A 24,427-nucleotide genomic window follows, 5' to 3' on the forward strand; every position below is an offset into this window, starting at 1 on the left:
CGTGCACCGCGTCGAACACGTCATGGGGTTCCCGGTCTCGCTTCGGGTCGACGACACCGTCGTCCCGGACGGGACCGGGGACGCCGTGTTCGCGTGGCTGCGCGAGGTCGACGCACGGTTCAGCCCGTTCAGGGCCGAAAGCGAGGTCTCCCGGTACGGCCGGGGCGAGCTGGCGTCCGACGAGCTGAGCGCCGACCTCGTGGAGGTGCTCGACATCTGCGAGCACTACCGGGTGGCCACCGGCGGCGCCTTCGACATCCGGCTGCCCGGCCGCGGCCTGGACCCCTGCGCGGTGGTCAAGGGCTGGGCCGTGCAGCGGGCGGCGGAGCGGCTGACCGGGGCCGGGCTCCGCCGGTTCTGTCTCAACGCCGGGGGTGACGTGGTCGTTTCTGGCGGCCCCTGGCGGGTCGGCGTACGGCATCCCGAGATCGCCGACCGGCTGTGCACCGTCCTCGACCTCACCGACGCAGCCGTCGCCACCTCCGCCCGCTACGAGCGCGGCGACCACATCCGCGACGGCCGTACCGGCCGGCCGGTGACCGGTGTCGACAGCCTCACTGTCGTGGCCCCGACGCTGACCGAGGCGGACACCGTCGCCACGGCCGCCTTCGCGCTGGGCGCGGACGGCGTCGAGTGGGCGGCCGCGCGGGACGGGTGCGAGGTGTACGCCGTACTGCCCGGCGGACGCGTGCTGCGCACCGGCGGGTTCCCGACGGCGGGGGCAGCGGCCGCGTGAGCATCGAGGCGGCGGCTCTGGGAGCCGCCCTCTGGCTGCTCGGCTGGGGCGCGACGGTCCTCGCCTGGACGTCGGGTCGGGGACGACGGCCACCGGCGCGTCGTAGTTGCCGGTGTCGCTGACCGGGACACTTCCGGTCGCAGCTCGCTCTGTTCGCGCTCGCTGCCGCGGCAACTCGCTCTGAAGCGCTTTCACGGCGGTTTCAGGGCATGAGGAGGCGGGCGGTCCGGACGCGTACGGCGAACCCTGTGCGCTCATGAGTCGCCAGGCGGTAGAGACCGCTGTAGTCGGACACGGCCGTTCCGTTCGCCTTGACCCAGGTGGAGATCTCGGAGTTCGAGGAGCCCTGGCCGCTGTCGCCGACGACGAGGTAGTGCAGCTTGCCCGCCTTCACGAGGCTCTTCAGCTTGGCCAGCGTCATCGCGTCGTCGCTGCCGGACCAGCCGCCCATCGAGATGACCGGCTCACCCGACGCCAGGATGATCGAGGAGGCCGTCTGGTCTGTGGCCACCGCCACCAGCCAGGTGGCGCCGTCCTGGTTCTTCTCCAGGTACGTGATCATCGCGGACGACACCTGGGTACCGCCCATCCCGCCACCGGTGCGACCGTCGGCGGCGCCGGACTCCGCCGTACCCGACTCGGTCGAGCCGGACTCCGCCGTGCCGGACTCCGCCGTGCCGGACTCCGCCGTGCCGGATTCGGTCGTCCCCGACCCCGTCGAGCCGCCGTCGGCCGTGGAGGTGCCGCTGTTCGACGGGGGTTGGCCCATTGCCTGGCCGTCGCCGGAACCGCTGGGCGCATCACTGGAGTTGGTTCCCGGTCCGCCGTCGGTCCCGCTCGGCCGCTGGCCGCCGCCACCGCCCATGCCCCCCATACCGCCGGTGCTCGGACCGGCCGTCGGGTTGGTGCCGTTGGTGCTGGAGGTCGCGGCCGAGACCGAGTAGGCGGCCGGGCCGGCGAGCAGCGCCACGACCGCCGCCAGCGCCGCGACGCCCATCAGCCGTTGCCGCTTCGTGAAACGCGCGACCAGCAGTCCGATCACCGAGGCCGCCCCTGCCACACCGGCCACGACTTCGGCGACCGTGTACAGCGTTCCGGAGCCGGAGACCCGGTGGAGCAGGACGACCGCCCACACCGAGCTAGCCGCCACCGCGACCGGCAGCGCCCAGCCCATCCCCCGGTCTCGGCTTCGCTCGGCCGGGGGGACCCCCACCGCCGCGCAGCCGTTACGGAAAGCGTTGTAGAGCATCACGCCGCCCGCGCCGGTCAGGGCCGCGATACCGGGGGCCATGGCGGTGACGTAGTACGGGTGGAAGGTGCCCTCGGCGAGGGCGAAGGTCAGGTAGTGCAGGACGAACCAGCCGCCCCACAGCATCAGCGCTGCGCGCCTGGCGTCCGTACGGGGCGCCCGGCCGCGCAGCACGAGACCCGCCACCAGCGCGATCGCCGCGAAGGGGATCAGCCAGGAGATCTGGCCGCCCATCGTGTCGTTGAACATCCGGTACAGGCCCGCCTCGCCGCCGAAGCCGGCGCCGTTGCCCTGCGAGCCCACCGAGGAACTCGCCCCGAAGATACGGCCGAAACCGTTGTAGCCGATGACGAGGTCCCAGACCGTGTTGTCCGTGGAACCGCCGATGTAGGGGCGGGACGAGGCCGGGATCAGATCGACGACCACCATCCACCAGGCACTGGAGACGATCAGCGCGACCGTACCGACGGCAAGGTTGCGTACGCGCTTGCCCAACGAGGCGTTCGCGGCCCACAGGTACACCAGGAAGAACACGGGCAACACGACGTACGCCTGCATCATCTTCGTGTTGAACGCGAAACCGATGGCTGCAGCCGACCACACCAGGGGTATCAGCCGGCCGGTGCGCACGGACTTCAGCAGTGCGGCCGCGGCCAGCAGCATCAGGAAGACCAGGATCGGATCGGGATTGGTGTCCCGGGTGATGGCGACCGTGATCGGCGTGAGCGTCAGCGACAGCGCGGAAATCGTCGCCGCCACCACGCCGAAGTCCCGCTTGACCAGCCGGTACAGAAGCGCGACGGAACCGGTTCCCACGGCCACCATCGGCAGCATCAGCTGCCAGGTGCCGTACCCGAAGGCGCGGGCGGACAGGCCCATCACCCACAGGGCGAACGGCGGCTTGTCGACCGTGATGAAGCTGCCCGCGTCCAAGGCGCCGAAGAAGAACGCCTTCCAGCTCTTGGTGCCGCTGTAGACGGCCGCGTCGTAGAAGGTGTTGCCGGTGATCGAGGAGAGGTTCCAGGCGTAGAGGGCGGTGGCCAGGACGAGGATCGCCCACAGGGCCGGGCGGGCCCAGCGCGGGTCCTCGGGCGCACCGGTGAACAGACGCCGGGCGCGGGAGGCGGGTCCGCCGTCGGCGGGCGGGACCGACCGGTGGCGGGCGCCGTCCTCGCGGACGGGGGCGGGCGGCGGGGCGAGTGTCGTCATGACGCGTACTCCAGGTGGGTGTTCGCCCCGGTGGGCAGGACGGCGGCGGGGGTGGTCACGCGTGCCGCCGGCACCTGGGGGGTGCTCGTGCGGCGGGGTACGGCGGGGACACGGGTGCGGCCGGTGAGGGTGGAGCGGAGCATCCGGCGCATGCCCTTGAGGTCGTCGACGGCCGTGCGGACGATGTCGACCCGGCTGTCGGGGTCGTCGGTCCGGTCGACCGGCACCTCGTGGACGCGGAGGCCGTTGCGCTGGGCCAGGACCAGCAGTTCGGTGTCGAAGAACCAGGCGGTGTCCTCGATGTGCGGGGCGAGCGCGCGGAACACGTCGGCGCGGACCGCCTTGAAGCCGCACTGGGCGTCCGAGAACCGGGCGCCGAGGCCGGCCTTGAGCGGGAGGTTGTAGGAGCGGGAGACGAACTTCCGCTTGGCGCCCCGGACCGCGGCCGCCTGGCGGTGCAGTCGGCTGCCGACGGCGAGGTCGCTGTGGCCGGACAGCAGAGGGGCGACCAGGGGGAGGAACGCCTCCAGGCTCGTCGACAGGTCCACGTCCATGCAGGCGACGACGTCCGCGCCGGAGCGGTTCCACACGTGTTTCAGGGCGCGGCCCCGGCCCCGGCCCTTCTCCTTCAGGCGCACGGCGTGCACGTGCGGGAGACGCAGTGTCAGGTCGGTCGCCGCGTACCAGGTGGCGTCCGTGCCGGCGCTGTCCGCGATCGTGATGCGGAACGGGAACGGGAAGGACTCTTCGAGATGGGTGTGGAGACGGCCGATGCTGTCGGCGAGGACGTGCGCCTCGTTGTACACCGGCACCACGATCTCGACCGACCGCTGCCGGACGCCTCCCGCGTTCGTTTCGTTCATGGCCATGACGATCGGGGCCATGTCTGGGGGATCCCTGAGCCGGTCCTGAGGGAAGAGTGAGAATCAGCGGACTCACAGCTTGCGCACAGTGGAAACCCCTTTCACCCGGGTGCGGGTGGCGTGATCCACTGACGCCATGAGCCTGACGAGTGAGGTCTTCCTGGTGAGGGACCACGGTGACCTCGACATCCTGACCGGGGAACGGGACGGACGACCCGACGGCATGGACCTGGCCGGGCCGGAGTCGTGGCGCAGGACGGTCTGGGGGTCACGGGCCATCCGCCGGATCGGTGCCCGGTTCCTGCCGGCGTTGGTGTGCGTGCACAACGGCGATGTCGTCGCTCCGGACGAGATCCCCGCCTTCCTGACGGAAATCGCTCTGGTACGCGCTTACTCGGAGCGTCTCGCCATCGAGACCCGCCCGCCCGACCGGACGGTCGAGAGCCACCGTCACCACATCTCCTGCCGCCTGGACGGCATCGAGGCGAGCGCGCGGTATGCGCTGGGGGCCGGTGGCGGACTGCTGATCTGGTAAGCGGTCTAGACTCTCCCCGCAACGGCCCGAACTCGTATCGAGAGCGGGCAGAAATTGCCAGACCCGAAGGGTATTCGGCGCTTTGATACGGATAGATTCAGTCACCAAGCGATACCCGGACGGCACGGTGGCGGTCGACCGGCTTTCCCTCGACATACCGGACCGTGCGATCACCGTCCTCGTCGGCCCCTCGGGCTGCGGCAAGACGACCACTCTGCGGATGATCAACCGGATGGTCGAGCCCAGCGAGGGCACGATCCTCATCGACGGTGTCGACAGCCGTCAGCAGCCGGTCAACACCCTGCGCCGGGGCATGGGTTACGTCATCCAGAACGCCGGGCTCTTCCAGCACCGGACGATCGTCGACAACATCGCCACCGTGCCCCGGATGCTCGGCTGGAGCAAGGACAAGGCCCGCGCGAGGGCACGCGAGCTGATGGAACGGGTGGGACTCGACGCCTCGTTCGCCAAGCGCTACCCCTACCAGCTCTCCGGCGGCCAGCAGCAGCGCGTCGGTGTGGCCCGCGCGCTCGCCGCCGATCCGCCGGTCCTGCTCATGGACGAGCCGTTCTCCGCCGTCGACCCCGTCGTCCGCAAGGGTCTGCAGGACGAACTGTTGCGTATTCAGGCCGAGTTGGGCAAAACCATCGTCTTCGTGACGCATGACATCGACGAGGCGGTGAAGCTCGGCACCATGGTGGCGGTGCTGCGCACCGGCGGCCGGCTCGCCCAGTTCGCGCCGCCGGCGGAGCTGCTGTCCGACCCCGCCGACGCCTTCGTCGAGGACTTCCTCGGCGCCGACCGGGGCATCCGGCGCCTGTCGTTCTTCTCCTCCGCCGGCCTGGAGCTGCTCACCACGCCGATCGTCGCGATCGACTCCACGGCCGAGCAGATCGCCGCACGTGGCGCGACCGACGCCCCCTACCTCCTCGTCACCGGCCTGGACGGCCGTCCGCTCGGCTGGAGCGAGCCCGGAGCGCTGACGGCCGGACGGGTCGACGCCGACCGACTGCTGCCGTACGGGCGGCCGTTCGTCGCCGAGCGGGACTCGCTGCGCGCGGCCCTGGACTGTGCGGTCCTGTCGCCCACCGGCTGGGCGGTCGCCGTGGACGCCGAGGGCCGGGCCGCCGGTGTGGTTTCCCAGACCGTCATCGGCGAGGCCATCCGCGGCGCCCACGCGGCAGGCCGTGAGGTGCGGTCGTCGCCCGAGGAGACCGCCCAGAAGGTCATCCGGTGAACCGCTTCTTCGACATCCCCAGCGACCTCCAGCACGACTGGCTCGGCCTCATCGGACTCCATCTGCGCGAGGCCCTGCTGCCGGTGCTGGGCGGGCTGCTGCTCGCGCTCCCGCTGGCCCAGCTGTGTGTGCGGCTGCGCTGGCTGTACCCGCCCGTGCTGTGGGTGACGACCGTGCTCTACGCCATCCCGTCCCTGGCCTTCTTCGTCGTCCTCATCGACTACACGGGGCAGACCGAACTGACGGTGATGATCCCGCTCACCGTCTACAGCCTGGTGGTGCTCGTCCCGGCGATCGTCGACGGCGTCCGGTCGGTGCCGCAGGAGACCCTCGCCGCCGCGACCGCCATGGGTTTCGGACCCGTACGCCGTTACGTCCAGGTCCAGTTGCCGATCGCGGTACCGGCCATCATCGCCGGCCTCCGGGTGGCCACCGTGTCCAGCATCAGCCTCGTCAGCGTCGGGATGCTGATCGGCAACCAGGGTGCGCTCGGCAACCTGCTGCACGACGCGCAGATCTACAACCGGCCCGAACTCGCCTGGAACTCCGTGATCACCAGTGCCGCTCTGGCGGTGCTCGCGGACGCCCTGCTGGTCGTCGTACGCATCCTGCTCACCCCCTGGATGCCGAGCGGCGCGCGCGGCGGACAGTCCAAGCCCGCCGGGGTCCGGCCCGATCCGGCCGTGCCCGCCCTGGAGGACGCAGCCCGGTGAACGTCATCAATTTCGTAAACGCCTTCTTCAGCGACAGCGCACACTGGCACGGTTACGACGGAATCCCCACCCGCGTGTGGGAACACGTCCAGTACTCCTTGGAAGCGCTTGCTCTCGCCGCCGCGATCGGGCTGCCGATCGGCCTGGTGACCGGTCACTACGGGCGGGGTGGAAACGTCCTGTCCCTGGTTGCCACAGCCGGCCGGGCGCTGCCCACCTTCGGCCTGCTGGTGGTGACGACCATCGTGCTCGGGTTCGGCATGCTGCCCGTGATGATCCCGCTGGTCGTCCTCGCCGTCCCGCCGATCCTGGTCACCACCTACGAGGCGGTGCGCTCCGTCGATCCGTCGCCCGTGGACGCCGCGCGGGGCATGGGCATGGGGGAGTCCGGCATCCTGCTGCGCGTCGAACTGCCTGTCGCGCTCCCGCTGATCTTCGGCGGTCTGCGTTCGGCCGCCATCCAGATCGTCTCGACGGCGACCATCGCCGCGTATGTCAGCCTCGGTGGCCTCGGCCGCTACATCGTCGACGGTCTCTACCAGCACGACTACGAGAAGGTGGTGGGCGGCGCCACCCTGGTCGCCGGCATGGCCCTCGCGACGCTCGCGGTGTTCTGGGCGGCGGCCAAGCTGACGGTCTCGCCGGGGGTACGCCGCAGCAACTAGGACTGGTCCCGGCCCCGGTCCCGGGATGACGGCCGTACGGCGATCGCGTCGACCTCGAAGAGCATGCCCGGCAGGGCGAGCGAGGCCACCCCGCTCAGGGTCTGCGCGGGCGACCGCTCGCTGAAACGGGCGTGCAGGACGGTGCGGGGGAAGGCCGTTCCCCCGCACCGCAGTTCTGGCCCCGCCGCACTGTCCTTGCTGTATCCGACCGTTCCTGTTGTTTCTGACCGGCTCCAGCTGATTTCCGCTGGCCCCAACCGCGCCTAGCTGTTCCCAGCTGTTCCTGGCTGTTTCTGGGGGCTCTGGCTCTGGCTGTTGCTAGCTGTTTCCAGTCGTTTCAGACTCCGACGCTCCGGCCGTCCGGTGTGCGCCGTCAGCCGCCCGATCGGGCCAGCGCCTGTTCCAGCACGACCAGCAGGGCGTCTCGTACCGAGCCGCGCTCGCGGGCGTCGAACACGAGCAGCGGGACGCCTTCGGACACGTCGAGGGCCCAGCGGACCTCGTCCAGCGTGTGCGCGATCTGGCCGTCGAAAGCGTTTACGGCAACGGCGAACGGGATCTGCTTGTGCTCGAAGTAGTCGACCGCGGCGTAACAGTCGTCGAGACGGCGGGTGTCCACGATGACGAGCCCGCCGACCGCGCCCTCCACGATGTCGTCCCACATGAACCCGAACCGCTCCTGACCGGGCGTACCGAACAGATACAGCTTCAGCGTCGGGTCGATGGTGATGCAGCCGAAGTCCATCGCGACCGTGGTGGTGGTCTTGCGCGGGGTGTGGCTGAGGTCGTCCACACCTGCCGCCACCTCGGTGATGGCCGCCTCGGTGGTCAGCGGCTCGATCTCGGAGATCGAGCCCACGGCGGTGGTCTTGCCCACGCCGAAGCCGCCCGCGATCACCAGTTTCACCGGCAGCGGCGGCCGTACGGCGGCCTGGCCGGCCGAGGTGCGGACCAGCGGTTCAGTCGGTGTCACGGAGTACCCCCCGGGAGTCGGGGATGGCCCGCAGGCCATCGATAACCCTGCGCAGAACGGATGCGTCGTGGGTGACGCCGGAGTCGGGCACGTGCACCGACAACTGCCCCGCCGTCCGGAGGTCCTCGGCGAGGACCCGCACCACGTTCAGGTGCAGCCGCAGCCTGGCCGCGATCTCCGCGATGGACTGCGGGACGCGGCAGGCGGCGACGATGTCGTGCTGTTCGAAGGAGAGCCGCCCGAGCGCGTCGAGCCCGCCGGTGGTGGCCACCAGCTGGGTCTCCACGGGCATCGTCCGGCCGGACGACGTCTCGCCCGCGCCGCCCGCGACCCGGCCGGCCGTGACCAGGAAGGGCCGGACGGCGGGTGCGGGGCCGACGGGGGCGACGCCGTCCTCGCCGGCCCCCCGCGGTGTGCGGCCGTCCGCCATCGGTGTTCGCTCTCTCTACGGTGGCACGCGCTCAGCGCGTACGCGTGGCGCCGACGCTGTTCTTCAGTTCCAGGACGAGCTGCGGGCTGAGCGCCGTGCCGGCGCGGTTGGCGAACACCGTCATCTCGTAGGCGATGTTGCCCAGCTTGGCCTCCTTGTCGGTGACGACGCCGAGCACGGCGCCACTACCGATCGCGGAGACCAGGACGTGGCCGCCCTCCAGGTCGATGATGACCTTGTTCAGGCCGCCCAGGCCGTAGTTGCCGGAGGCGCCCGCGGCCAGGCTGGTGATGCCCGACACGATCGCGGCCAGCCGTTCGGAGTCGGCGTGCTCGCGCAGCTCCGACACCGCGATCAGCAGTCCGTCGGAGGACACCGCGATGGCGTCCACGACTCCCGCCGTCTCGGTGGCGAAACGGTTGAGCAGCCAGGTGAAGTCGGCTGCGGCGGCCCGCAGATCGGTCGGCTTGGCGTCTCCGGCGGGAGTCTCACCTGTCGACGTGCTCACTGCTCGGCTCCTTCCGGAAGGTGGTTCTGGTGGTGCGTGGTGTCCCGGCCGCTGATCCGGTCGTTGATCGGCTCGGTCCGCCCGGACGCGTCGGACGGCGCTGTCCGGTCGGTCCGGTCGGGCGAAACGTCGGGACGGTGATCGTGCCGGCGGTCGTTCCGGCGGTCGATCGGGTCTTCGGTGGTGGGGGCGAGGGGGTGGGGCTCGGCGGGGCGAGGGTGTTCGCCGGTGTCCCGGTGGGCGCGGGCCACGGCCGCCTCGAACTCCTCCAGCGCGTCGCGCACGGCGTCCGCGTCGGCGGGGCGGGCGGCCTGTCGCGCGGCCTGCTGGGCGGCGGCGTCGGCGGTCGTCCGCAGCGTCGCCCCGCGCACCCGTCGCCGGAGCGGACGGGATCCGTCGGGACCGACGGCGAACGGATCGGCCCCGGCCCGGCCGGAACCGGAGAGGGGACCCGTCGGACCCGTCGGACCGGCAGGGTCGGCGGCGCGGTCGTGCGCGGGCGGTTCGGCGCCACGCCCGGTGGCGAGGTGCTCCGTCCTGTGGCCGGAGTCGCCGGTGCCGTCGGGGCCGCCCGTGGAGCGGGCGGGGCCGCTCTCGGGGCCGGACGAGTGGGAGTGCGGCGCGGGCTCCGTCGCATGGGTGGCGGGCCGGGACTCGGCCGCGTGGCCATGCGACGGCTCCGCAGTGCCGGCGGAGGTCGTGCGCTCCGCCGTGCCGACGTGGTCCCCGGGTTCGTGCTCCGCGCGGGCGTGGGGCGTCGCCTCGGCCGTGCGGGGCGCCGGGATCCCGACACCGGCCGGGTAGGCGCGCGTCGCGGGCCCGGCCGTGGTGTCCGGGTCGGCAGCGGTGCCGGCCGGAGCCTCGGGCGGGGCGGAGACGGCGAGGGACGCCGGCTTCGCCGTATCGGCAACGACACCGGTTTCGACGGCACGGTCGGAGGAAGCGGTTACCTCGGCGTTCCCGGAGGCAGCCGAACCGGTTCCGGACTTAAGGCTGGAGTAACCGGTTCCCGCCGGACGGCTCGAGATACCGGTTTCATCGGTTTCCGCGGAGGGGCCAGCCACCGTCGTTGCGGTTGCGGTTGCGGTGTCGTTCGTCGGGTCGTCGGTGTCTGCCACCGGTGCGAGCGGGGCTTCGGCCTCTCGTTCGCCCGGGGACGGGTCACGGCGGGGGACCCGGCGCGGGAGCGCGGTCGGATCGTCCTCGTTCGTGGCCCAGGACGGAACCGCGGACGGGATCGAGGACGACGGCGAGGGGCCGGCCGCGGGGGCCGACGGGGCGGCGAGCGCCGCCGTGGCCGGGGAGGTGCCGGTGTGGGCCGGCCTGCCCACAGGGCCCAGCTCGCTCATCGTCAGGAGCAGGGTCGAGGGGATCATCACCTCGGCCGTCACGCCGCCGCCCGGGGTGCGGGACAGGGTGACGTCGACGTCCCAGCGGCGGGCCAGCGCGCCGACCACGAACAGGCCGAGCACCTTCGTCGGGACGACGTCGAGGCGTTCACGGCGCACCAGGCGCGAGTTCTCCTCGGCCAGGCGCTCGGCGCTCATGCCCAGACCGTGGTCGGCGACGGTGATCGAGGCGCCGTCGGCGTCGGCGCCGACCACCACCTCGACGGGGCTGCCCTCCGGCGAGAACGACACGGCGTTCTCGAGGAGTTCGGCGATCATCAGCGTGAGGTCGCCGATGATGTCGGGCTCCACCAGGGCCTCGGTCGCGGCGCGCAGCTGAACCCGCTGGAAACCCTCGATCTGTCCCAGCGCGGCGCGTACGACGTTGGTGAGCTCGGTCGGCCCGGCGTCCAGGACGGTCTCGCGGATGCCGGCCAGCAGCATCAGGCTGTCGGCGTTGCGGCGCAGGCGGACGGCGATGTGGTCGATGGAGTAGAGGCGTTCGAGCAGCGCCGGGTCGGTCTCGCCGCGCTCCACCGCGTCGATCAGCGCAAGTTGACGAGTCGTCAGGTTGCTGACGCGGCGACCGACGTTGCCGAACATCTCGGCGACGTTGCGCCGGCTGAGCACCTGGCGTTCCAGCAGTGCGGCCGCGGTGGTCTGCACGTTGTTGAATGCCTCGGCGAGTTCACCGATCTCGTCGTCCGCGGTGACCGGAAGCTCCCGCAGCCGCGGGGGCCCGGACTCCTCGGCGTCGTCGTCGGCGACGCGGGCGAGTTCGCGGCCCGCGACGTCGGCGACCTCCTGGGCAGCCCCCGTGAGCGCCAGCACCGGGCGGACCACGGAGCGGCGTACCAGGATGGAGAAGGCGATCCACAGGGCGAAGCTGAACAGTGCCAGGCTCAGCAGCAGGCCCGCGCGCCACTGGGCGCTGGAGGCGGTGTCGTCGGCCCGGTCGGCGATCTGGTCGATGAGCGACGCGGTGATCTTCAGCCGGGTCCGGGCCTGGGTGCTGTAGTCGGGGTAGGAGGCGATGGCCGCGCGGAACGCCGTACGGATGTCGGCCTTGGACTCGGCCTGCAACGCGCTTGGGTCCACGGCCAGTTCGGCGTAGTGCTGGCCGATGGCGGCCTGCGAGGAGTTGTGCTCGATGCCGCCGAACTCCTCGTTCTGCGCCTCGCTCGCGAAGCGCTCGAACCGCTCGGCCTGGTAGGTGAACAGTTCGTAGGAGCCGACCGCGCCGGTGAACTCGATGAGCGCGTTGCTGTCACCGGTCCGGGCGGAGAACACGCCCGTCTCGAAGGCGCCGTGCGCGGCGTCGGCGCGCAGCAGCGAGTCGAGGAGGTTGCCGGTGAAGGTCGTGGCGAGGCCGGTGTTGCGGTCCAGGCCCAGGCCGTCGATGAGACCGTCGGCCGCACCCGAGTACGCGGGGTCGATGTTGTCGGCGGGCAGGTACCCCTGTTCGATGGTGGACCGCAGGCCGGCCAGGCCCTGGACCTCCTTGAGTGCCTGCACCTCGGTGTCCGGCAGCCGGTCGCCGAAGGCGTCGACCACCTTTCGCACCTGCGTGTCCACGGCGGCCTGGGCCTGCCGGTAGCCGTCGGTGGAGGGGGTGCCGCCGTCGAAGGACGCCTCGTGCCGCACGGAGAGCAGGATCGCCTGCTGGTGTTCGTCCTGCAGATCGGCCACGAGCTGGGCGACCTGGGCGCTGTCACGCACCAGTTGGGCGGCGTCCTCCGCGCGGTTGGACTCCTGCACCAGGTCGACGATGAGGTACGTCAGCAGCAGCGCGATCACCGTCAGCGGGATACCGACGAGTACGTTCAACTTGCGCTGGAAGGGCCATCGGTCGGCGAATCCCCGCAGACCCCGGCGTACGGACGTGGGTGGCGAAGATGCCGACCGGGCGGGCGCGTCCACCTCTTTCGTGGACACCGGGCCTCCTTCAAGGGGGTGCTGCGGGCGTGCGAGGGGCTTTTGCATGCATGCCGACTTTCTGCACACACGTGTCCGAATATGAATGATACGGAAGCGGCCCCCGTACGCCGCCGTGGTCGACGCCGACTGCTGTGGCGAACACCAACTCCGGCGAGACTATCGCCTATTCGAACGGTCGAGCGCGTCGCCCTACGTCAAGAATCCATTACGAAGCGGTGAACCAGGGCCGTTCAGGGGCCTGCAAAGGGGTACACAGGTGATCTACCGATCCGTCGTAAGTGATCACGGATCGAAGCCAATCGGTAACCCGGCTGCTCTTGACTGATCAAGAAGCGGGTGGATTGGATCAGGCCAGAGTGTTTGAGTTCTCATCAACCCCCCAGCTCGGAACGGGAACCGTGACTACCAACGCCCACAGCAGCAGGTCTCTCAGGAACCACCCAGGTGCGGCGGCCGTCGCCCTCGCGGCGGTGACGGTCCTGCTGGCGGGATGCTCCTCGTCCGACGACACCTCCGACCCGCTCGCCGGCGACAAGGCGGCCGGCGACACCGTGGTCGTCGGCTCCAACAACTTCGCCGAGAGCATCCTGATCGCCGACATCTACGGCGAGGCCCTGAAGGCCAAGGGCATCAAGGTGTCCTACAAGCCCAACATCGGCAGCCGTGAGACCACGTACGGCCTGCTCAAGAACGGTTCCATCACCGTCCTGCCGGAGTACAACGGCTCGCTGCTGGCCTACCTGGACGCGAAGGCCGAGCAGACCTCGCTCGCGACCGTGAACGTCGCGGCGAAGGCCAAGCTCGACTCCAAGCTGACGCTGCTGGAGTCGTCGCCGGCCGAGGACAAGGACTCCGTCACGGTCAACGCGGCGACCGCGAAGAAGTACAACCTCACCGCGACGTCCACGCTCGCCGACCTCAAGGACATCGCGCCGGAGCTGGTCCTCGGCGGTTCGCCCGAGTTCCAGACCCGCCAGCAGGGCATCCTCGGCCTGGAGTCGGTGTACGGGCTGAAGTTCAAGTCCTTCAAGGCCCTCGACGCGGGCGGTCCGCTGACCCAGGCCGCGCTGAAGAAGAACACCGTGCAGGCCGCGGACATCTTCACCACGGACCCGACCATCACCAAGGAGAAGTTCGTCGTCCTCCAGGACCCGAAGAACCTCTTCGGATTCGCGAACGTGACCCCGCTGGTCTACAAGAGCGGGCTCTCCCAGGAGGGCATCGACGCGCTCAACGCCGTCTCCGCCAAGCTCGACACCAAGGCCCTGCTGGACCTGGACTCCCAGGTGCAGCTGGAGAGCAAGGACCCGCTGGACGTCGCCAAGGCCTGGCTGAAGTCGGCCGGCCTCGGCTGAGGTTCCATCGGATCACGTGAACCGTTGGAAACAACAGCAAACGGACCGGCCCGGGTTCCTCCGCACCGCGGGGGCGCCCGGACCGTCCTGAACGGAACCACCCTCACCGTCGGCGAGCTGATCGCGCTCGTCGACGGTGCGGCCGTCCCCGCGGTGGCCCCCGAGGCCCGTGAGCGCGCCGTCCTGTCCTGGCGCACGGCGCAGACGCTCGCCGCCGCCGGACGGCTGTACGGCCGTGGCACCGGCGTCGGCGCACAGCGCTCGGTGCCGGTCGACGAGGGCGACCAGGCCGCGCACGGCCTGCGCCTGCTGCGCAGCCACGCGGGCGGAGCGGGCGCTCTGCTCCCCGCCCGCCAGGTCCGCGCCATGCTCGCGGTGCGTGCCAACCAGCTCCTCGCCGGCGGCTCGGGCATCCAGCCCGCGCTCATCGACGCCCTCGTCGACGCGCTCCGTCTCGGCGTCCACCCGGCGGTCAACGAGTACGGCGCTGTAGGCACCGGCGACCTGACCGCGCTCGCCCAGACCGGCTTGACACTGATCGGCGAACGGCCCTGGTCGAGCGGGGAACCGGCCCGGCCGGGGAAAACCCTCGAGCCGGACGGCGAGCCGACCGGCCGGGTGGAGTGCGCCGACCCGGACGGTGAGCCCGTCGCATCGGTGACAGCCGCCACGGCAGCCCCCGCCATCACCGCAGCCGCCACGGCAGCCCCCGCCATCACCGCAGCCGCCACTGCCGCCCCCACCCCCACAGCCGCCGCACCCGCCACTGCCCCCGCCGCAGTCGCCGGTGGCGAACTCGCCGGCGCTGCTCGGTACGCCGTCGCCCCCGCCGTTCGGCTCGTCACTCTGCCCGGACCCGCCGCCGAAACCGTCTACGTTCCCGTTTCCGCCCCCGGGGCGGCGGCCGCTCCCGTCTCCACCGTCGCGACCGCAGCCCACCCCGCCGGGCTTCCGGTTCCGGTCGTCCTTCAGCCCGGTGACGCGCTGGCCCTGCTCAGCAGCAACGCCCTCGCGCTCGGGCAGGCGGCGCTAGCCCAGCGTGAGCTCGACGTGTTGCTGCGGGCCACGCATGCCGTCGCCGCCCTTTCCCTCGCCGCGGTGTCCGGCTCGCCGGAGGCGTACGCCGCGCCCGTCCACGCCCTGCGGCCCTATCCCGGCGCGGCCCGCGCGGCCGGTGAGGTGCGGCGGCTGCTCGGGCTGCCCGACCGGCCGCAGCGCCGCCGGGGCGGACGTATCCAGGACCCCTTCGGGTTCCGTGCCTTCCCGCAGGCGCACGGCTGTGCCCTGGACGCCGCCGAGCGACTTCGGGAAGTCGTCGAGGTGGAGATCAACTGCCCGTCGGAGAACCCCCTCATGGATCCCGACGGCACCGCGGCCTATCACCACGGCGGCTTCTTCGCCGCGCCCCTGGGCCTCGCCCTGGACGCCGCGAACCTCGCCCTGCTGCAGACCGCGCAGCTCTCCGCCGCTCGCCTGGCGGCGCTCGGCGATCCAGGGCTCACCGGACTGCCCCCGTTCCTCGGCGGGGGACCGGCGGCCAGTTCCGGCACGATGATCCTGGAGTACACCGCCAACTCCGCGCTGGCGGAACTGCGTTCGGGGGTGACTCCGGCCTCGGCGGGCCACGCCGTCCTGTCGCGGGGTCTGGAGGAGGCCGCCAGCTTCGCCGGACAGGCCGCCCGCCAGACCTCGCGGGCGACGGACGCCTACGCCACCGTCCTCGCATGTGAACTCGTCGCTGCCGTAAGGGCTTTGAGGATGCGCCCGGCGCGGGCGGAGTCGCTTCGGGCACCGGCCGCCGTCCTCGCCGCGGCGGCCGTGCTTCCCGCGGGAACGGAAGACCGTCCGCTGACCGGCGATGTGACGGCGGCCGCCGAACTGCTGCCGGAGCTGGCCGAGTTGTGAGCCCCGGGGATGGACGCCCCGGCCGTGGACCCGGGGACGGACGGACCGACGGCCGGCTCCGATGACAGGCCTCGCTCAGTAGCCCACGTAGAACGTCGCGTCCTGCTTCTCGGTGGCGGTCGAGACCGGGTCGATGCGCAGTACGTAGTTCGCGTGCCGGATGTAGCGCGTCGGGTTGTTGTAGGAGCGGAACGACGCCCATCCGGCGTCCGCCAGCCCCGCCGTACGGTAGAAGGTCGCGTCTCCGGCGAAGGCCGATGTGCCGTCGTTGACGCCGAGTTGGAGCTGGTAGTTGTAGTGCCGCAGGTACCGGGTCGGGTAGTTCACCGACTGGAAGGAGACCCCGGAGCTGTCGGCCAGGCCGGGGACGAGCTTCCACTGCGAGTCGGTGTACAGGTCGAAGGGGTACGTGTCGATGCGGCCGACGTAGTTGGCGTGGCGGACGTAGCGGTCCGGGTAGTTGTAGGACTTGAGCCGGTTCCAGGCCGGGGCGCCCCACTTGGCGACGAGGTTGCTGTACTGCGTGCCGGTGATCGTCGTGACACCGCAGTGCTTGGAGTTCACCGGCTGGGTGTACGTCCTCTGGTCGAGCGCGGTCCAGGTTCCCGCCGCGAGATCGGTGGACTGCCAGGCGTAGAAGACGCCGTTGGGCGTGTAGGTGTCCCCCCAGAGCCACCAGGTGCCGGAGGTCAGCGACTTGACGAGGGTCGGCGCCTCGGTGCCGCCGTGGGCGACCCCGGTGTTGAAGACCGTGAAGCTGCCGGGGTCGAGGGAGCTGGACCGCGCGCCCACCAGCGTCTGGTCCTTCTTGAAGTAGAGGTAGTTGACGCCGTTCACCCCCACGGCCATGTCGCCGTCGATCACGTCGTAGCCGGGGTCGAAGAAGACCTGGGGGGCGGAGGCGGTGACGAAGTCGGTGGTGTAGTTGACCATGATCACGTTGTGGCCGCTGCTGTTCACCGCGGAGTAGATCAGCGCGTACTGTCCCCGGCCCGCGTCCCAGAACGCCTCCGGCGCCCAGCTGTGGGTGTTCATGTCGTGCAGCTTCAGCCGGTGGTATCCGGTGAAGGTGCGCAGGTCGGTCGAGTTCCACACGTGCACGTACTGGCTGACGTAACTCCAGTCGGTGCCCTTGAGGTCGGTGGCGATCACCACGTAGGTGCCGTCCTGCTTGCGCAGGATGAACGGGTCGCGCAGCCCCAGCGCGCCCTCGGTGGGCGTGACCACGGGGTTGTTCTGGTTGAGCGGCATCCACTGCAACCCGTCCGTGCTGACGGCGAGGTGGAGGCCGTAGTCGGTGCCGGCGCCGAGGCTGGTCGATTCGGTGAAGTAGCCCATGACGTAGGCCGAGTCGGCCGCGTGGGCGGACGGGACGCCGAGGGTGAGGGCCAGGGGGACGGAGGCGGCCGCGCCCAGGACGAGGCGGCGGGAGGGGTTGGGGGTCATATGCGCTCCAGGGATGCGGGGTGCCCTTTGATGCCGACCGGTGGTTCGAGATACCGAACCAGGTTCGGTGAGTCGGTCAGAAAGTAGGGGTGTGCGGGGCACGGGTCAATCACTGGGACACGCTTGGCGGTTTCCCGCCTCGCACCTGTGGACGGCCCAGGAAAATTGGGGCGATCTCGGCGCCGGTCCGGGCTACTCTCGGCGACCGTGAACAGGAGACGGCAGAAGAAACTGACGAAGCGTCTGATGTCGGCGGTGATGTTCGAGGGCGGTTCTCAGGTCGGCCGGCTGCTGCGGGCCGGCGCCGACCCCTCGGCAGCGGATGTCGAAGGAACAACTCCCCTGTACGCGGCCTGCGTTCACGGGTCCGCCGATGCCGCGCGCAGGCTGCTCGAAGCCGGTGCGCCGCCGGACGTCGAGAGCGCAGGTCTGGGCGCCGAGGGGACCCCGCTGTGCGCGGCGGCCTGCTGGGGCCACCTCGACGCGGTCCGCACCCTGCTCGCCCACGGCGCCGACCCCAATCTGCGCGAGGACCACGGCACCGGGCTGACCCCACTGCAATGGGCAACCGCGGGACCGCATCCGGAAACGGTTGCCGTACTGCGTGCCGCAGGTGCCCACTGACGGATTCCCGGAGTCCCCGGGTCCTGGATACCCGCTGGCCGGGCGGCTGGGTGGCCGGGTGGCCAGACGGCCAGACAGCCAGACGGCCAGACAGCCGGGCGGCCAGACAGCCGGGCGGCCGGGCAGTCGGGCGGTCGGGCGCAGGGCGGTCGCTCAGTGTGCCGGGCTCGGCTGGAGGGTGACGTCCTCGATCAGCCGGTCGATCAGAGCGATCAGCACGTCCCGGCACGAGTCACGCTCCCGCGCGTCGCACAGCAACACGGGAACATGGGTCGGCAACGCCAGCGATTCCTTGATCTCCTCCGTCGGATACGGGTGCAACCCGTGGAAACCGTTTACCGCGACAACGAAAGGGATGCCCCGGCGCTCGAAGAAGTCGAGCGCGGCGAAGCTGGACTCCGGCCTCCGCACATCGATGAGCACCACCGCCCCCAGCGCGCCGATCGCCAGGTCGTTCCACATGAACCAGAACCGCTGCTGGCCGGGCGTGCCGAACAGATACAGCACCAGCTCCTCGCCGATGGTGATCCGCCCGAAGTCCAGGGCCACGGTGGTGGACCGCTTCTCCTCGATGCCCAAGAGGTCGTCCACCTCCAGGCCTGCGACGGTCAGCGGCTCCTCCGTGCGCAGCGGCGCGATCTCACTGACCGCCCCGACCATGGTGGTCTTGCCGACGCCGAAGCCGCCGGCGATGAGGATCTTCACCGTGTCGGGAGCACCGGCCGGCCCGGCGTCGAGGACGGTGGAAGCGGTGGAATCAGATCCGGCCAAGGCCGTCCCTCACTTTCTCCAGCAGATCGAGATCCGGTGTGCCGGTGACGGGACGCGGCGGCCGGGCCGTGATCAGGCCCGCCTCCAGCAGGTCGCAGAGCATGATGACGACCACGCTCACCGGCAGGTCGAGATGGGCCGCGAGCTCCGCCACGGCGAGCGGCCGGGCACACAGCCGCAGGATCCGGGTGTGCTCCGGCTGCGGCCGCGCGGCCCGCTCGGGCGGCGGGTCGACCGCGGTCACCGTCGTGATGAGCGTGAAGTCGGCACGGCTGGGCCGGGTCCGGCCACCGGTGAGGGTGAACGGCCTGACGAGTCTGCCCGCTTCGCCGCCTCCGCTCACCTCACCCGCCGTTGGTGCGGACGGCGGGACCGACATGGGCCCGCGGTGCCGCGCTGAGGTGCTCGCCGATCTTCTTCACCAGCATGTTCATCTGGTACGCCACCACGCCCACGTCCGCGTTCTTTCCCGCCAGGACGACGAGATGGGCCCCCGGGCCGGCCGAGGTGAGGATCAGGTAGCTGTTGGCCATCTCGATCAGCGCCTGCCGCACCGGGCCGCCGCGGAAATCCATGCTGACGCCCTTGCTGAGACTCATCAGGCCGGACGCGGTCGCCGCGAGCCGTTCGGCGTCCTCGCGCAGGAAGCCGGTGGACTTGCTCACCACCAGCCCGTCCTCGGAGAGCACGACGGCCTGGTTCACGTCGGCGACCCGGTCCACGAGACCGGTGAGGAGCTGGTCGAGCTGGGTGTTCGTGCCGGGGATGGAGCGTGTCATCGCGAAGTCCTTCATGAGCGGTCGGCGGGCGGTGTCGGGGTCTGGGAGGTGATTGCGGCGGTGACCGGCGGGCCGGGGGCCTCCTCGGTGGACGGTTCCTGCGGATCGTCGGGCCACAGGTCGGCGTCGGCGTGTGCTCGCAGCGTGCCCCGCTGGAAACCGGCGAGGGAAGAGGCCGCGCGCTCCGCCGTGAAGTCGTCCGGGTAACCGTCTTCCTCGGCTGACGTCGCGGACGTGGCGTCCTCGCGCAACTCGGTGGCGAGACTGGTCTGCGGGACCCTGCGGGGCAAGGGGGTGAGACCCCCGGGCCGGGCGGCCGTACCCGGCGTCCGGGCCGTGGCGGTCGCCGCTTCGCCCGCCCGGAGACCCCCGCCATCGCTGACGTCCGGCGCTCCGGGCCCGGAGGCGGACGCACGCGCCGCGGGCGTCACCTCGTCCGGCGGGAGGAGGGACGAGGGGTCCGTCGAGGACGAGACGTCTGTCGAGGACGAGACGTCTGTCGAGGACGCGATGCCCGTCGAGGGCGCGACATCCGTCGAGGACGGGGGGTCGGCCGGGTCGGGCGACTCCGGCGCGGGGTCCTCCGAGGCCGGTCGGCTCGGTGCCGGGTCCCACCGGCCGGCCGACAGGGCCGACCGGGGCGACGGGGCCGACGAACCGGGCGCCGGAAGGGAGGCGCCCTTTGCCGGGGAGGGTGACGCCGCCGGTTCGGTGCCCGGCCGGCCCTGCTCCCGCGCCGCGTCCGACGTGTCCCGCGCGGGTGACGCGAGGTCCGTGTCCGGGGAGGGGGGCCCGGCGTCCGTCGGCTCGCCCGGGTCCTGCGCCGCCGGGACGGACGGGCCGGGGGCTTCGCGGACCACGATGTCGTGCGGGACCAGCACGATGGCCGTGGTGCCGCCGTACGGTGACGAACGCAGGGTGACGGCGATCCCGTGCCGGGTCGCCAGCTGGGCGATCACGAACATGCCCAACCGCAGGTCGTCGGCGAGCGCCACCACGTCGAACTGGGGTGGGACGGCCAACTGCGCGTTGAACGAGGCGTAGTCCTCCTCGGACATGCCGAGGCCGCGGTCCTCGACCTCGACGGCCAGGCCCCTGGCCACCAGCGCGGCCCGTACGCCGACCGGGCTGGGGGCCGGCGAGTAGGCCGTCGCGTTGTCGATGAGCTCGGCGAGCAGATGGATCACGTCCGCCACGGCGGGAGGCGCGATGTACACGTCCTCCTCGGTGTGCACCTCGGCCCGCCGGTACTCGGCGACCTCCCCGACGGCGCTGCGCAGGATGTCGATCAGCGCCACCGGTTCCGTCCAGCTGCGCCCCGGCCGGCCGCCGCTGATGATGACGAGGTTCTCCTCGTAGCGGCGCAACTGGCTTGCGGTGGAGTCCAGTTCGTAGAGCCCGCTGAGGACGTCCGGGTCCTGGTGGCGCCGCTCCAGTGCGTCGAGCTTGCTGAGCTGGAGGTTGACCAGGTTCTGGCTCTGCCGGGCGATGCCCAGGATGACCTTCTGGAAACCGCGCCGGGTGTCGGCGAGTTCGACCGCGGTGTGCACGGCGGTGCGCTGCGCCGTGTTGAACGCCGCCGCCACCTGGCCGAGTTCGTCGCCGCCGTAGTCCAGCGGAGGCGCCGCCGAGTCCACGTCGACCGTCTCGCCCCGGTCCAGCCGGGCCACGACGTCCGGGAGCCGTTCGTGCGCCAGGCTCAGCGTGGCCATCCGCAGCCCGTGCAGCCGCCGGGACAGGGAGCGGGTGATACGCCAGGACATGCCGACGCACAGCAGCAGGGCGACGAGACCGCCGGCGCTGAGCGAGGCGGCCGTGATGAGCAGCTCGCGTGCCTCGTCCGCGCTGTGCCGGAGCAGCGCCGTGGTCTGCAGCCGGATCAGCCCCGAGTACTGGTCGGAGACCTCGATGAGTGCGGCACGCCACTGCTTCTGCACGTCCGGCAACGCGATGTCACCGTTTTCCCCCGGTTTCGCGCGGGCCGCGAGCACCTTGTCCTCCACGGACTCCAGGATCTGCCACTGGTAGCTCGTCAGGATCTTCTCGGTCTGTGCCTTCGCGGTGCCGGTGAGCGAGGGGACGATCTGGTCCTGCACGAGCCAGCGCCGGGTGTTCACCAACTGGGCGAACTGCGCCCACGTCTTCTCGTCCATCCGCTGCCGGGGCCCGGCCAGCGTGAGCTGGAGGTCCTCCTCGGAGACCAGTTCGGCCGCGTGCTCCAGGGCGACGAGGGGTCCGGCCTGCGAGGTGAGGTCGCCGTCGTCGACCTGGGACAGCTCTTGGAAGGCGTGGATCTGGTCGTCGATGATCGACGTGTACTGGTCCAGGGCCTGGGCGGCGGTGATGTCGACGGGGTCGTCCACCTGGCCCCGGTAGTACTCCAGGCTGCCCACGGAGGCGACCACCGAGTACATCCGGTCCCTGACCCGGTCGGACGCCTGCTGGATGTCGTCCGACCGGGCGACGAGCCTGGCGACCGCCGCGTCCGTCCTCGCGCGCTGTGCCTCCAGCGCGGCCCGGGAGCCGGCGGGCCGCGAGGCCAGCCACACGGCGGACAGGCTGCGCTCCTGCTGGAGCATGAGCGTCGCCTCGGTGCCCATGGCCCCGGTCGACCGGCTCAGTTCGGTCTGCGCGCGCAGCCGCAGCCCCTCCGCGAACATCTGGGTCGTCGTCACACCCCACATGGCGGCGAGGGTGACGCTGGGCACCAGGGCCAGCAGGATCAGCGAGAGACGTATGGAGCCGAGACGTCGGCGCCGGGCACCTGTCCGTGGAGACATAGTCGTCCTAGAGCGATCAGCGGGGGGGGAGGGGGAGCGAGGAAGGGGAGGGAGAGGGGGGAGAACCGGGCGAGTAGGGGGGCGGTCCGGTCAGCGGGTGCCGGCGGCGGCGAAGCGGGCGACTTCGGCGACGTTGGTCTTCGTGACGAAGGCCGGGCCCGTCAGCACGGGCGACACGCCGCCACCGCTGAGGTTGCCGTTGGTCTTGTAGAGCCAGAGCCCGTCGACTGCCAAGTAACCCTGCAGATAGGGCTGTTGATCCACCGCGAACTGAACGCTGCCGTCCCGGACGGCCGTGACCAGGTCCTTGTTGAGGTCGAAGGTGGCGACCTTGGCCTCGCTGCCGGCCTTCCCGGTCGCCTGCACCGCGGCGAGGGCGAACTGCGCCCCGTTGGTGATGACTTCGTCGATGTCGGGTTCCTGCCGCAGCCGTGCCGTCACGGCGGCGGTCATGGCGTCCATGTCCGTTCCGTCGACGTAGAGCATCTCGGTCTCGCCGGTGAACGTCTTCTTCACGCCCGCGCAGCGCGCCTCCAGGGCGATGTTGCCCCGTTCGTGGATGACGCACAGGGCGTGCCGGGCGCCGAGGCCGTCGAGTTTGTCGCCGACGGCACGGCCCGCGACGCTCTCGTCCTGGCCGAAGTACTCCAGAAGTCCCGCCGAACGCCAGGCGTCGATGCCCGAGTTGAGTCCGACCACGGGGATGCGGGCGGCCTTGGCCCGGGCCACCGGAGCCTTCATGGCCTGCGGTTTGGCGAGGGTCACCGCGATGCCGTCGACCCGGTCGGCGATCGCGTCCCGCACCAGCTCCGCCTGTCCGGCGGCGTCGGGGTCGCTGGCGTAGGTCAGGTCGACACCGTCCTTGGCGGCCGCGGCTTCGGCGCCCTTGCGCACCAGCTCCCAGAAGTCGTCGCCCTCGGCGCCGTGGGTGACCAGGGTGATCTTGACGCGGTCGGCCGAGCCGCCGGCCGTGTCCAGGTCCGCACCGGACGACGTGGTGCCGGAGCAGCCGGTCAGCAGGAGGAGACAGCAGGCGGCGGCCAGCGCGGTGAGGCGTACGGAGCCGAGGGGGAGGGGAGCGGAGGGAGCGGGAAGGGGAGTGTTCATGGGGGGCTGCACCTCGCTGTGCGGCAGAGCAGGGAGGACGGGGCGAGCGGCGCCGGAGCGAGGGGGTGTGCACCGGCGAGAGGCATTCGTTGGCTCGGAGCCAACCGTGTGTGACCGCTGGGAGTCAAGTGAGCGACCACACGGGGTGAGGTGCTGCCGCCGCATCGTGATCCGGGACGGTGCGGCGAGGACGGAAGGGAGCATATCCGCAGCTGAATTGACTGATCGTCAATCCGGGTGCCGGGTTCAGTGCTTGTGGGCCACCGCCCCGTACATCGCGATGTCCGCGTCCCGCACGACCTCCGTGCCGGCGCCGTCGGGACGCCAGCGGTGGACCTGGACGATCCCGGGGTCGACCAGGTCGAGCCCGGTGAAGAACTCCGCCGCCTCCGCCCTGGTGCGCAACCGCATCGGCATACCGCGGGCCGCGTACGCGCGGGCGACGCGGCCGACCTCCTCGGGCGCGAAGTCCGCGGTGCCGATGGACATCGCCAGGTGGCTGCCCGGGGGCAGGGGGTCGAGCAGGCGGCGGACGATGCCGACGGCGTCGTGCTCGTCGAGCAGGAAGTGGACGATCGCGATCACGGTGAGGGCGACGGGCAGGCCCGGATCCAGCGCCGTACGCAACTCCGGTGCGGCCAGGATGCCCGCCGGGTCGCGCATGTCGGCCCGCAGGTAGGCCGTGCGGCCCTCGGGCGTGCCGCTCATCAGGTCCCGGGACAGGTCCAGGACGAGCGGGTCGTTGTCGACGTAGACCACCCGGGCGTCGGGTGCTGCCGCCTGGGTGATCTCGTGGAGGTCGGGGGAGGTGGGGATGCCGCTGCCGATGTCGAGGAACTGACGTATCCCGGCCTCCCGGGCGAGGTGACGCACGGCGCGGTTCATGAAGTCGCGGTTGGCCCGCATGTGGACGGGGAGCGCGGGCCACTCCCGGACCATCGCGTCCCCGGCCTCGCGGTCCGCCGGGAAGTGGTCCTTGCCGCCGATGACGTAGTCGTCGATCCGAGCGGAGTGCGCCGTCCCGGTGTCGACCGCGTCGTGTTCGGGCCCGGGCTCGGGTCCGGACCCGGCGCCGGTCGTTTCGCCGCTGTCCGTCGCGTCGCCGTCCATGCGCCCCAACCTTCCACCTCCGACGGACGGCCGCGCCGGAAAGCGCGTTTCCGCGCCCGGTTGCGGCCTCTGCCGATCGTGGCCGTCGTCGTCATCGTGAGGTCCG

At 71.3% G+C, this 24,427-nt stretch carries 21 protein-coding genes and 1 pseudogene; 8 read left to right on the forward strand and 14 right to left on the reverse strand.

The window, feature by feature from the left end:
• The first annotated feature begins 1 nt into the window (after window position 1).
• A complete protein-coding gene (locus ASD48_RS34685; RefSeq protein ID WP_057605835.1) occupies window positions 2-736 on the forward strand; it encodes an FAD:protein FMN transferase in 735 nt (244 codons plus the stop codon).
• Between the two features lie 202 nt (window positions 737-938).
• Here the strand turns inward: ASD48_RS34685 and ASD48_RS34690 are convergent, their stop codons facing one another.
• Window positions 939-3,194 (reverse strand): glycosyltransferase family 39 protein, encoded by a 2,256-nt coding sequence (locus ASD48_RS34690; RefSeq protein ID WP_242432819.1) that lies wholly within the window; start codon window positions 3,192-3,194, stop codon window positions 939-941.
• The gene (locus ASD48_RS34695; protein ID WP_057606103.1) at window positions 3,191-4,057 is read right to left on the reverse strand and encodes a glycosyltransferase; all 867 of its coding nucleotides are present in this window, start codon (window positions 4,055-4,057) and stop codon (window positions 3,191-3,193) included. The genes ASD48_RS34690 and ASD48_RS34695 overlap by 4 nt, the downstream gene beginning before the upstream one ends.
• A gap of 136 nt (window positions 4,058-4,193) precedes the next feature.
• Between ASD48_RS34695 and ASD48_RS34700 the strand changes: the two genes are divergently transcribed.
• The 4 genes from ASD48_RS34700 to ASD48_RS34715 all read left to right on the forward strand — a co-directional run bounded on the left by ASD48_RS34700 (window position 4,194) and on the right by ASD48_RS34715 (window position 7,207).
• A complete protein-coding gene (locus ASD48_RS34700) occupies window positions 4,194-4,592 on the forward strand; it encodes a hypothetical protein (protein WP_057605836.1) in 399 nt (132 codons plus the stop codon).
• A gap of 82 nt (window positions 4,593-4,674) precedes the next feature.
• On the forward strand, window positions 4,675-5,829 hold the full coding sequence (locus ASD48_RS34705) for an ABC transporter ATP-binding protein (protein ID WP_079074161.1): 1,155 nt from the start codon (window positions 4,675-4,677) through the stop codon (window positions 5,827-5,829).
• On the forward strand, window positions 5,826-6,542 hold the full coding sequence (locus ASD48_RS34710) for an ABC transporter permease subunit (protein ID WP_057605838.1): 717 nt from the start codon (window positions 5,826-5,828) through the stop codon (window positions 6,540-6,542). The genes ASD48_RS34705 and ASD48_RS34710 overlap by 4 nt, the downstream gene beginning before the upstream one ends.
• Window positions 6,539-7,207: an ABC transporter permease gene (locus ASD48_RS34715; protein WP_057605839.1), complete on the forward strand. Its 669-nt coding sequence runs from the start codon at window positions 6,539-6,541 to the stop codon at window positions 7,205-7,207. Before ASD48_RS34710 ends, ASD48_RS34715 begins: the two co-directional genes overlap by 4 nt.
• Here ASD48_RS34715 and ASD48_RS42815 read toward each other — a convergent pair.
• The 5 genes and pseudogenes from ASD48_RS42815 to ASD48_RS34735 all read right to left on the reverse strand — a co-directional run.
• A pseudogene (locus ASD48_RS42815) lies at window positions 7,204-7,344 on the reverse strand (RidA family protein); the annotation flags it as partial. The gene ASD48_RS34715 and the pseudogene ASD48_RS42815 sit on opposite strands and share 4 nt — an antisense overlap.
• Before the next feature lie 236 nt (window positions 7,345-7,580).
• On the reverse strand, window positions 7,581-8,180 hold the full coding sequence (locus ASD48_RS34720; protein ID WP_020125271.1) for an ATP/GTP-binding protein: 600 nt from the start codon (window positions 8,178-8,180) through the stop codon (window positions 7,581-7,583).
• A complete protein-coding gene (locus ASD48_RS34725) occupies window positions 8,167-8,610 on the reverse strand; it encodes a DUF742 domain-containing protein (protein WP_057605840.1) in 444 nt (147 codons plus the stop codon). The genes ASD48_RS34720 and ASD48_RS34725 overlap by 14 nt, the downstream gene beginning before the upstream one ends.
• Before the next feature lie 31 nt (window positions 8,611-8,641).
• Window positions 8,642-9,118 carry a roadblock/LC7 domain-containing protein gene (locus ASD48_RS34730; RefSeq protein ID WP_020125273.1) on the reverse strand — a complete coding sequence of 159 codons (477 nt, stop codon included), beginning with the start codon at window positions 9,116-9,118 and terminating at the stop codon, window positions 8,642-8,644.
• Complete coding sequence (locus ASD48_RS34735) at window positions 9,115-12,441, reverse strand: HAMP domain-containing sensor histidine kinase (protein ID WP_057605841.1); 3,327 nt, start codon at window positions 12,439-12,441, stop codon at window positions 9,115-9,117. The genes ASD48_RS34730 and ASD48_RS34735 overlap by 4 nt, the downstream gene beginning before the upstream one ends.
• A gap of 401 nt (window positions 12,442-12,842) precedes the next feature.
• Between ASD48_RS34735 and ASD48_RS34740 the strand changes: the two genes are divergently transcribed.
• Window positions 12,843-13,799: an ABC transporter substrate-binding protein gene (locus ASD48_RS34740; RefSeq protein ID WP_057605842.1), complete on the forward strand. Its 957-nt coding sequence runs from the start codon at window positions 12,843-12,845 to the stop codon at window positions 13,797-13,799.
• Window positions 13,800-13,823: 24 nt separating this feature from the next.
• Window positions 13,824-15,704, forward strand: coding sequence for an aromatic amino acid lyase (locus tag ASD48_RS34745; protein WP_057605843.1), 1,881 nt, complete (start codon window positions 13,824-13,826; stop codon window positions 15,702-15,704).
• Between the two features lie 75 nt (window positions 15,705-15,779).
• Here the strand turns inward: ASD48_RS34745 and ASD48_RS34750 are convergent, their stop codons facing one another.
• Window positions 15,780-17,150 (reverse strand): glycoside hydrolase family 43 protein, encoded by a 1,371-nt coding sequence (locus ASD48_RS34750; RefSeq protein WP_057605844.1) that lies wholly within the window; start codon window positions 17,148-17,150, stop codon window positions 15,780-15,782.
• A gap of 207 nt (window positions 17,151-17,357) precedes the next feature.
• Between ASD48_RS34750 and ASD48_RS34755 the strand changes: the two genes are divergently transcribed.
• A complete protein-coding gene (locus ASD48_RS34755) occupies window positions 17,358-17,774 on the forward strand; it encodes an ankyrin repeat domain-containing protein (protein WP_057605845.1) in 417 nt (138 codons plus the stop codon).
• 153 nt (window positions 17,775-17,927) lie between these two features.
• Here the strand turns inward: ASD48_RS34755 and ASD48_RS34760 are convergent, their stop codons facing one another.
• The 6 genes from ASD48_RS34760 to ASD48_RS34785 all read right to left on the reverse strand — a co-directional run bounded on the left by ASD48_RS34760 (window position 17,928) and on the right by ASD48_RS34785 (window position 24,321).
• On the reverse strand, window positions 17,928-18,545 hold the full coding sequence (locus ASD48_RS34760) for an ATP/GTP-binding protein (RefSeq protein ID WP_057605846.1): 618 nt from the start codon (window positions 18,543-18,545) through the stop codon (window positions 17,928-17,930).
• Window positions 18,532-18,888 (reverse strand): DUF742 domain-containing protein, encoded by a 357-nt coding sequence (locus ASD48_RS34765; protein ID WP_057605847.1) that lies wholly within the window; start codon window positions 18,886-18,888, stop codon window positions 18,532-18,534. Before ASD48_RS34765 ends, ASD48_RS34760 begins: the two co-directional genes overlap by 14 nt.
• A gap of 1 nt (window position 18,889) precedes the next feature.
• Entirely contained in the window at window positions 18,890-19,324 is a 435-nt protein-coding gene (locus ASD48_RS34770; protein WP_020125285.1) for a roadblock/LC7 domain-containing protein, read from the reverse strand.
• Between the two features lie 11 nt (window positions 19,325-19,335).
• On the reverse strand, window positions 19,336-22,104 hold the full coding sequence (locus ASD48_RS34775; RefSeq protein WP_057605848.1) for a nitrate- and nitrite sensing domain-containing protein: 2,769 nt from the start codon (window positions 22,102-22,104) through the stop codon (window positions 19,336-19,338).
• Window positions 22,105-22,194: 90 nt separating this feature from the next.
• On the reverse strand, window positions 22,195-23,211 hold the full coding sequence (locus tag ASD48_RS34780; protein ID WP_057605849.1) for a substrate-binding domain-containing protein: 1,017 nt from the start codon (window positions 23,209-23,211) through the stop codon (window positions 22,195-22,197).
• A gap of 246 nt (window positions 23,212-23,457) precedes the next feature.
• Window positions 23,458-24,321 carry an SAM-dependent methyltransferase gene (locus ASD48_RS34785; protein ID WP_057605850.1) on the reverse strand — a complete coding sequence of 288 codons (864 nt, stop codon included), beginning with the start codon at window positions 24,319-24,321 and terminating at the stop codon, window positions 23,458-23,460.
• Window positions 24,322-24,427: the final 106 nt, after the last annotated feature.

This window comes from Streptomyces sp. Root1310, assembly GCF_001426425.1.
GTDB lineage: Bacteria > Actinomycetota > Actinomycetes > Streptomycetales > Streptomycetaceae > Streptomyces.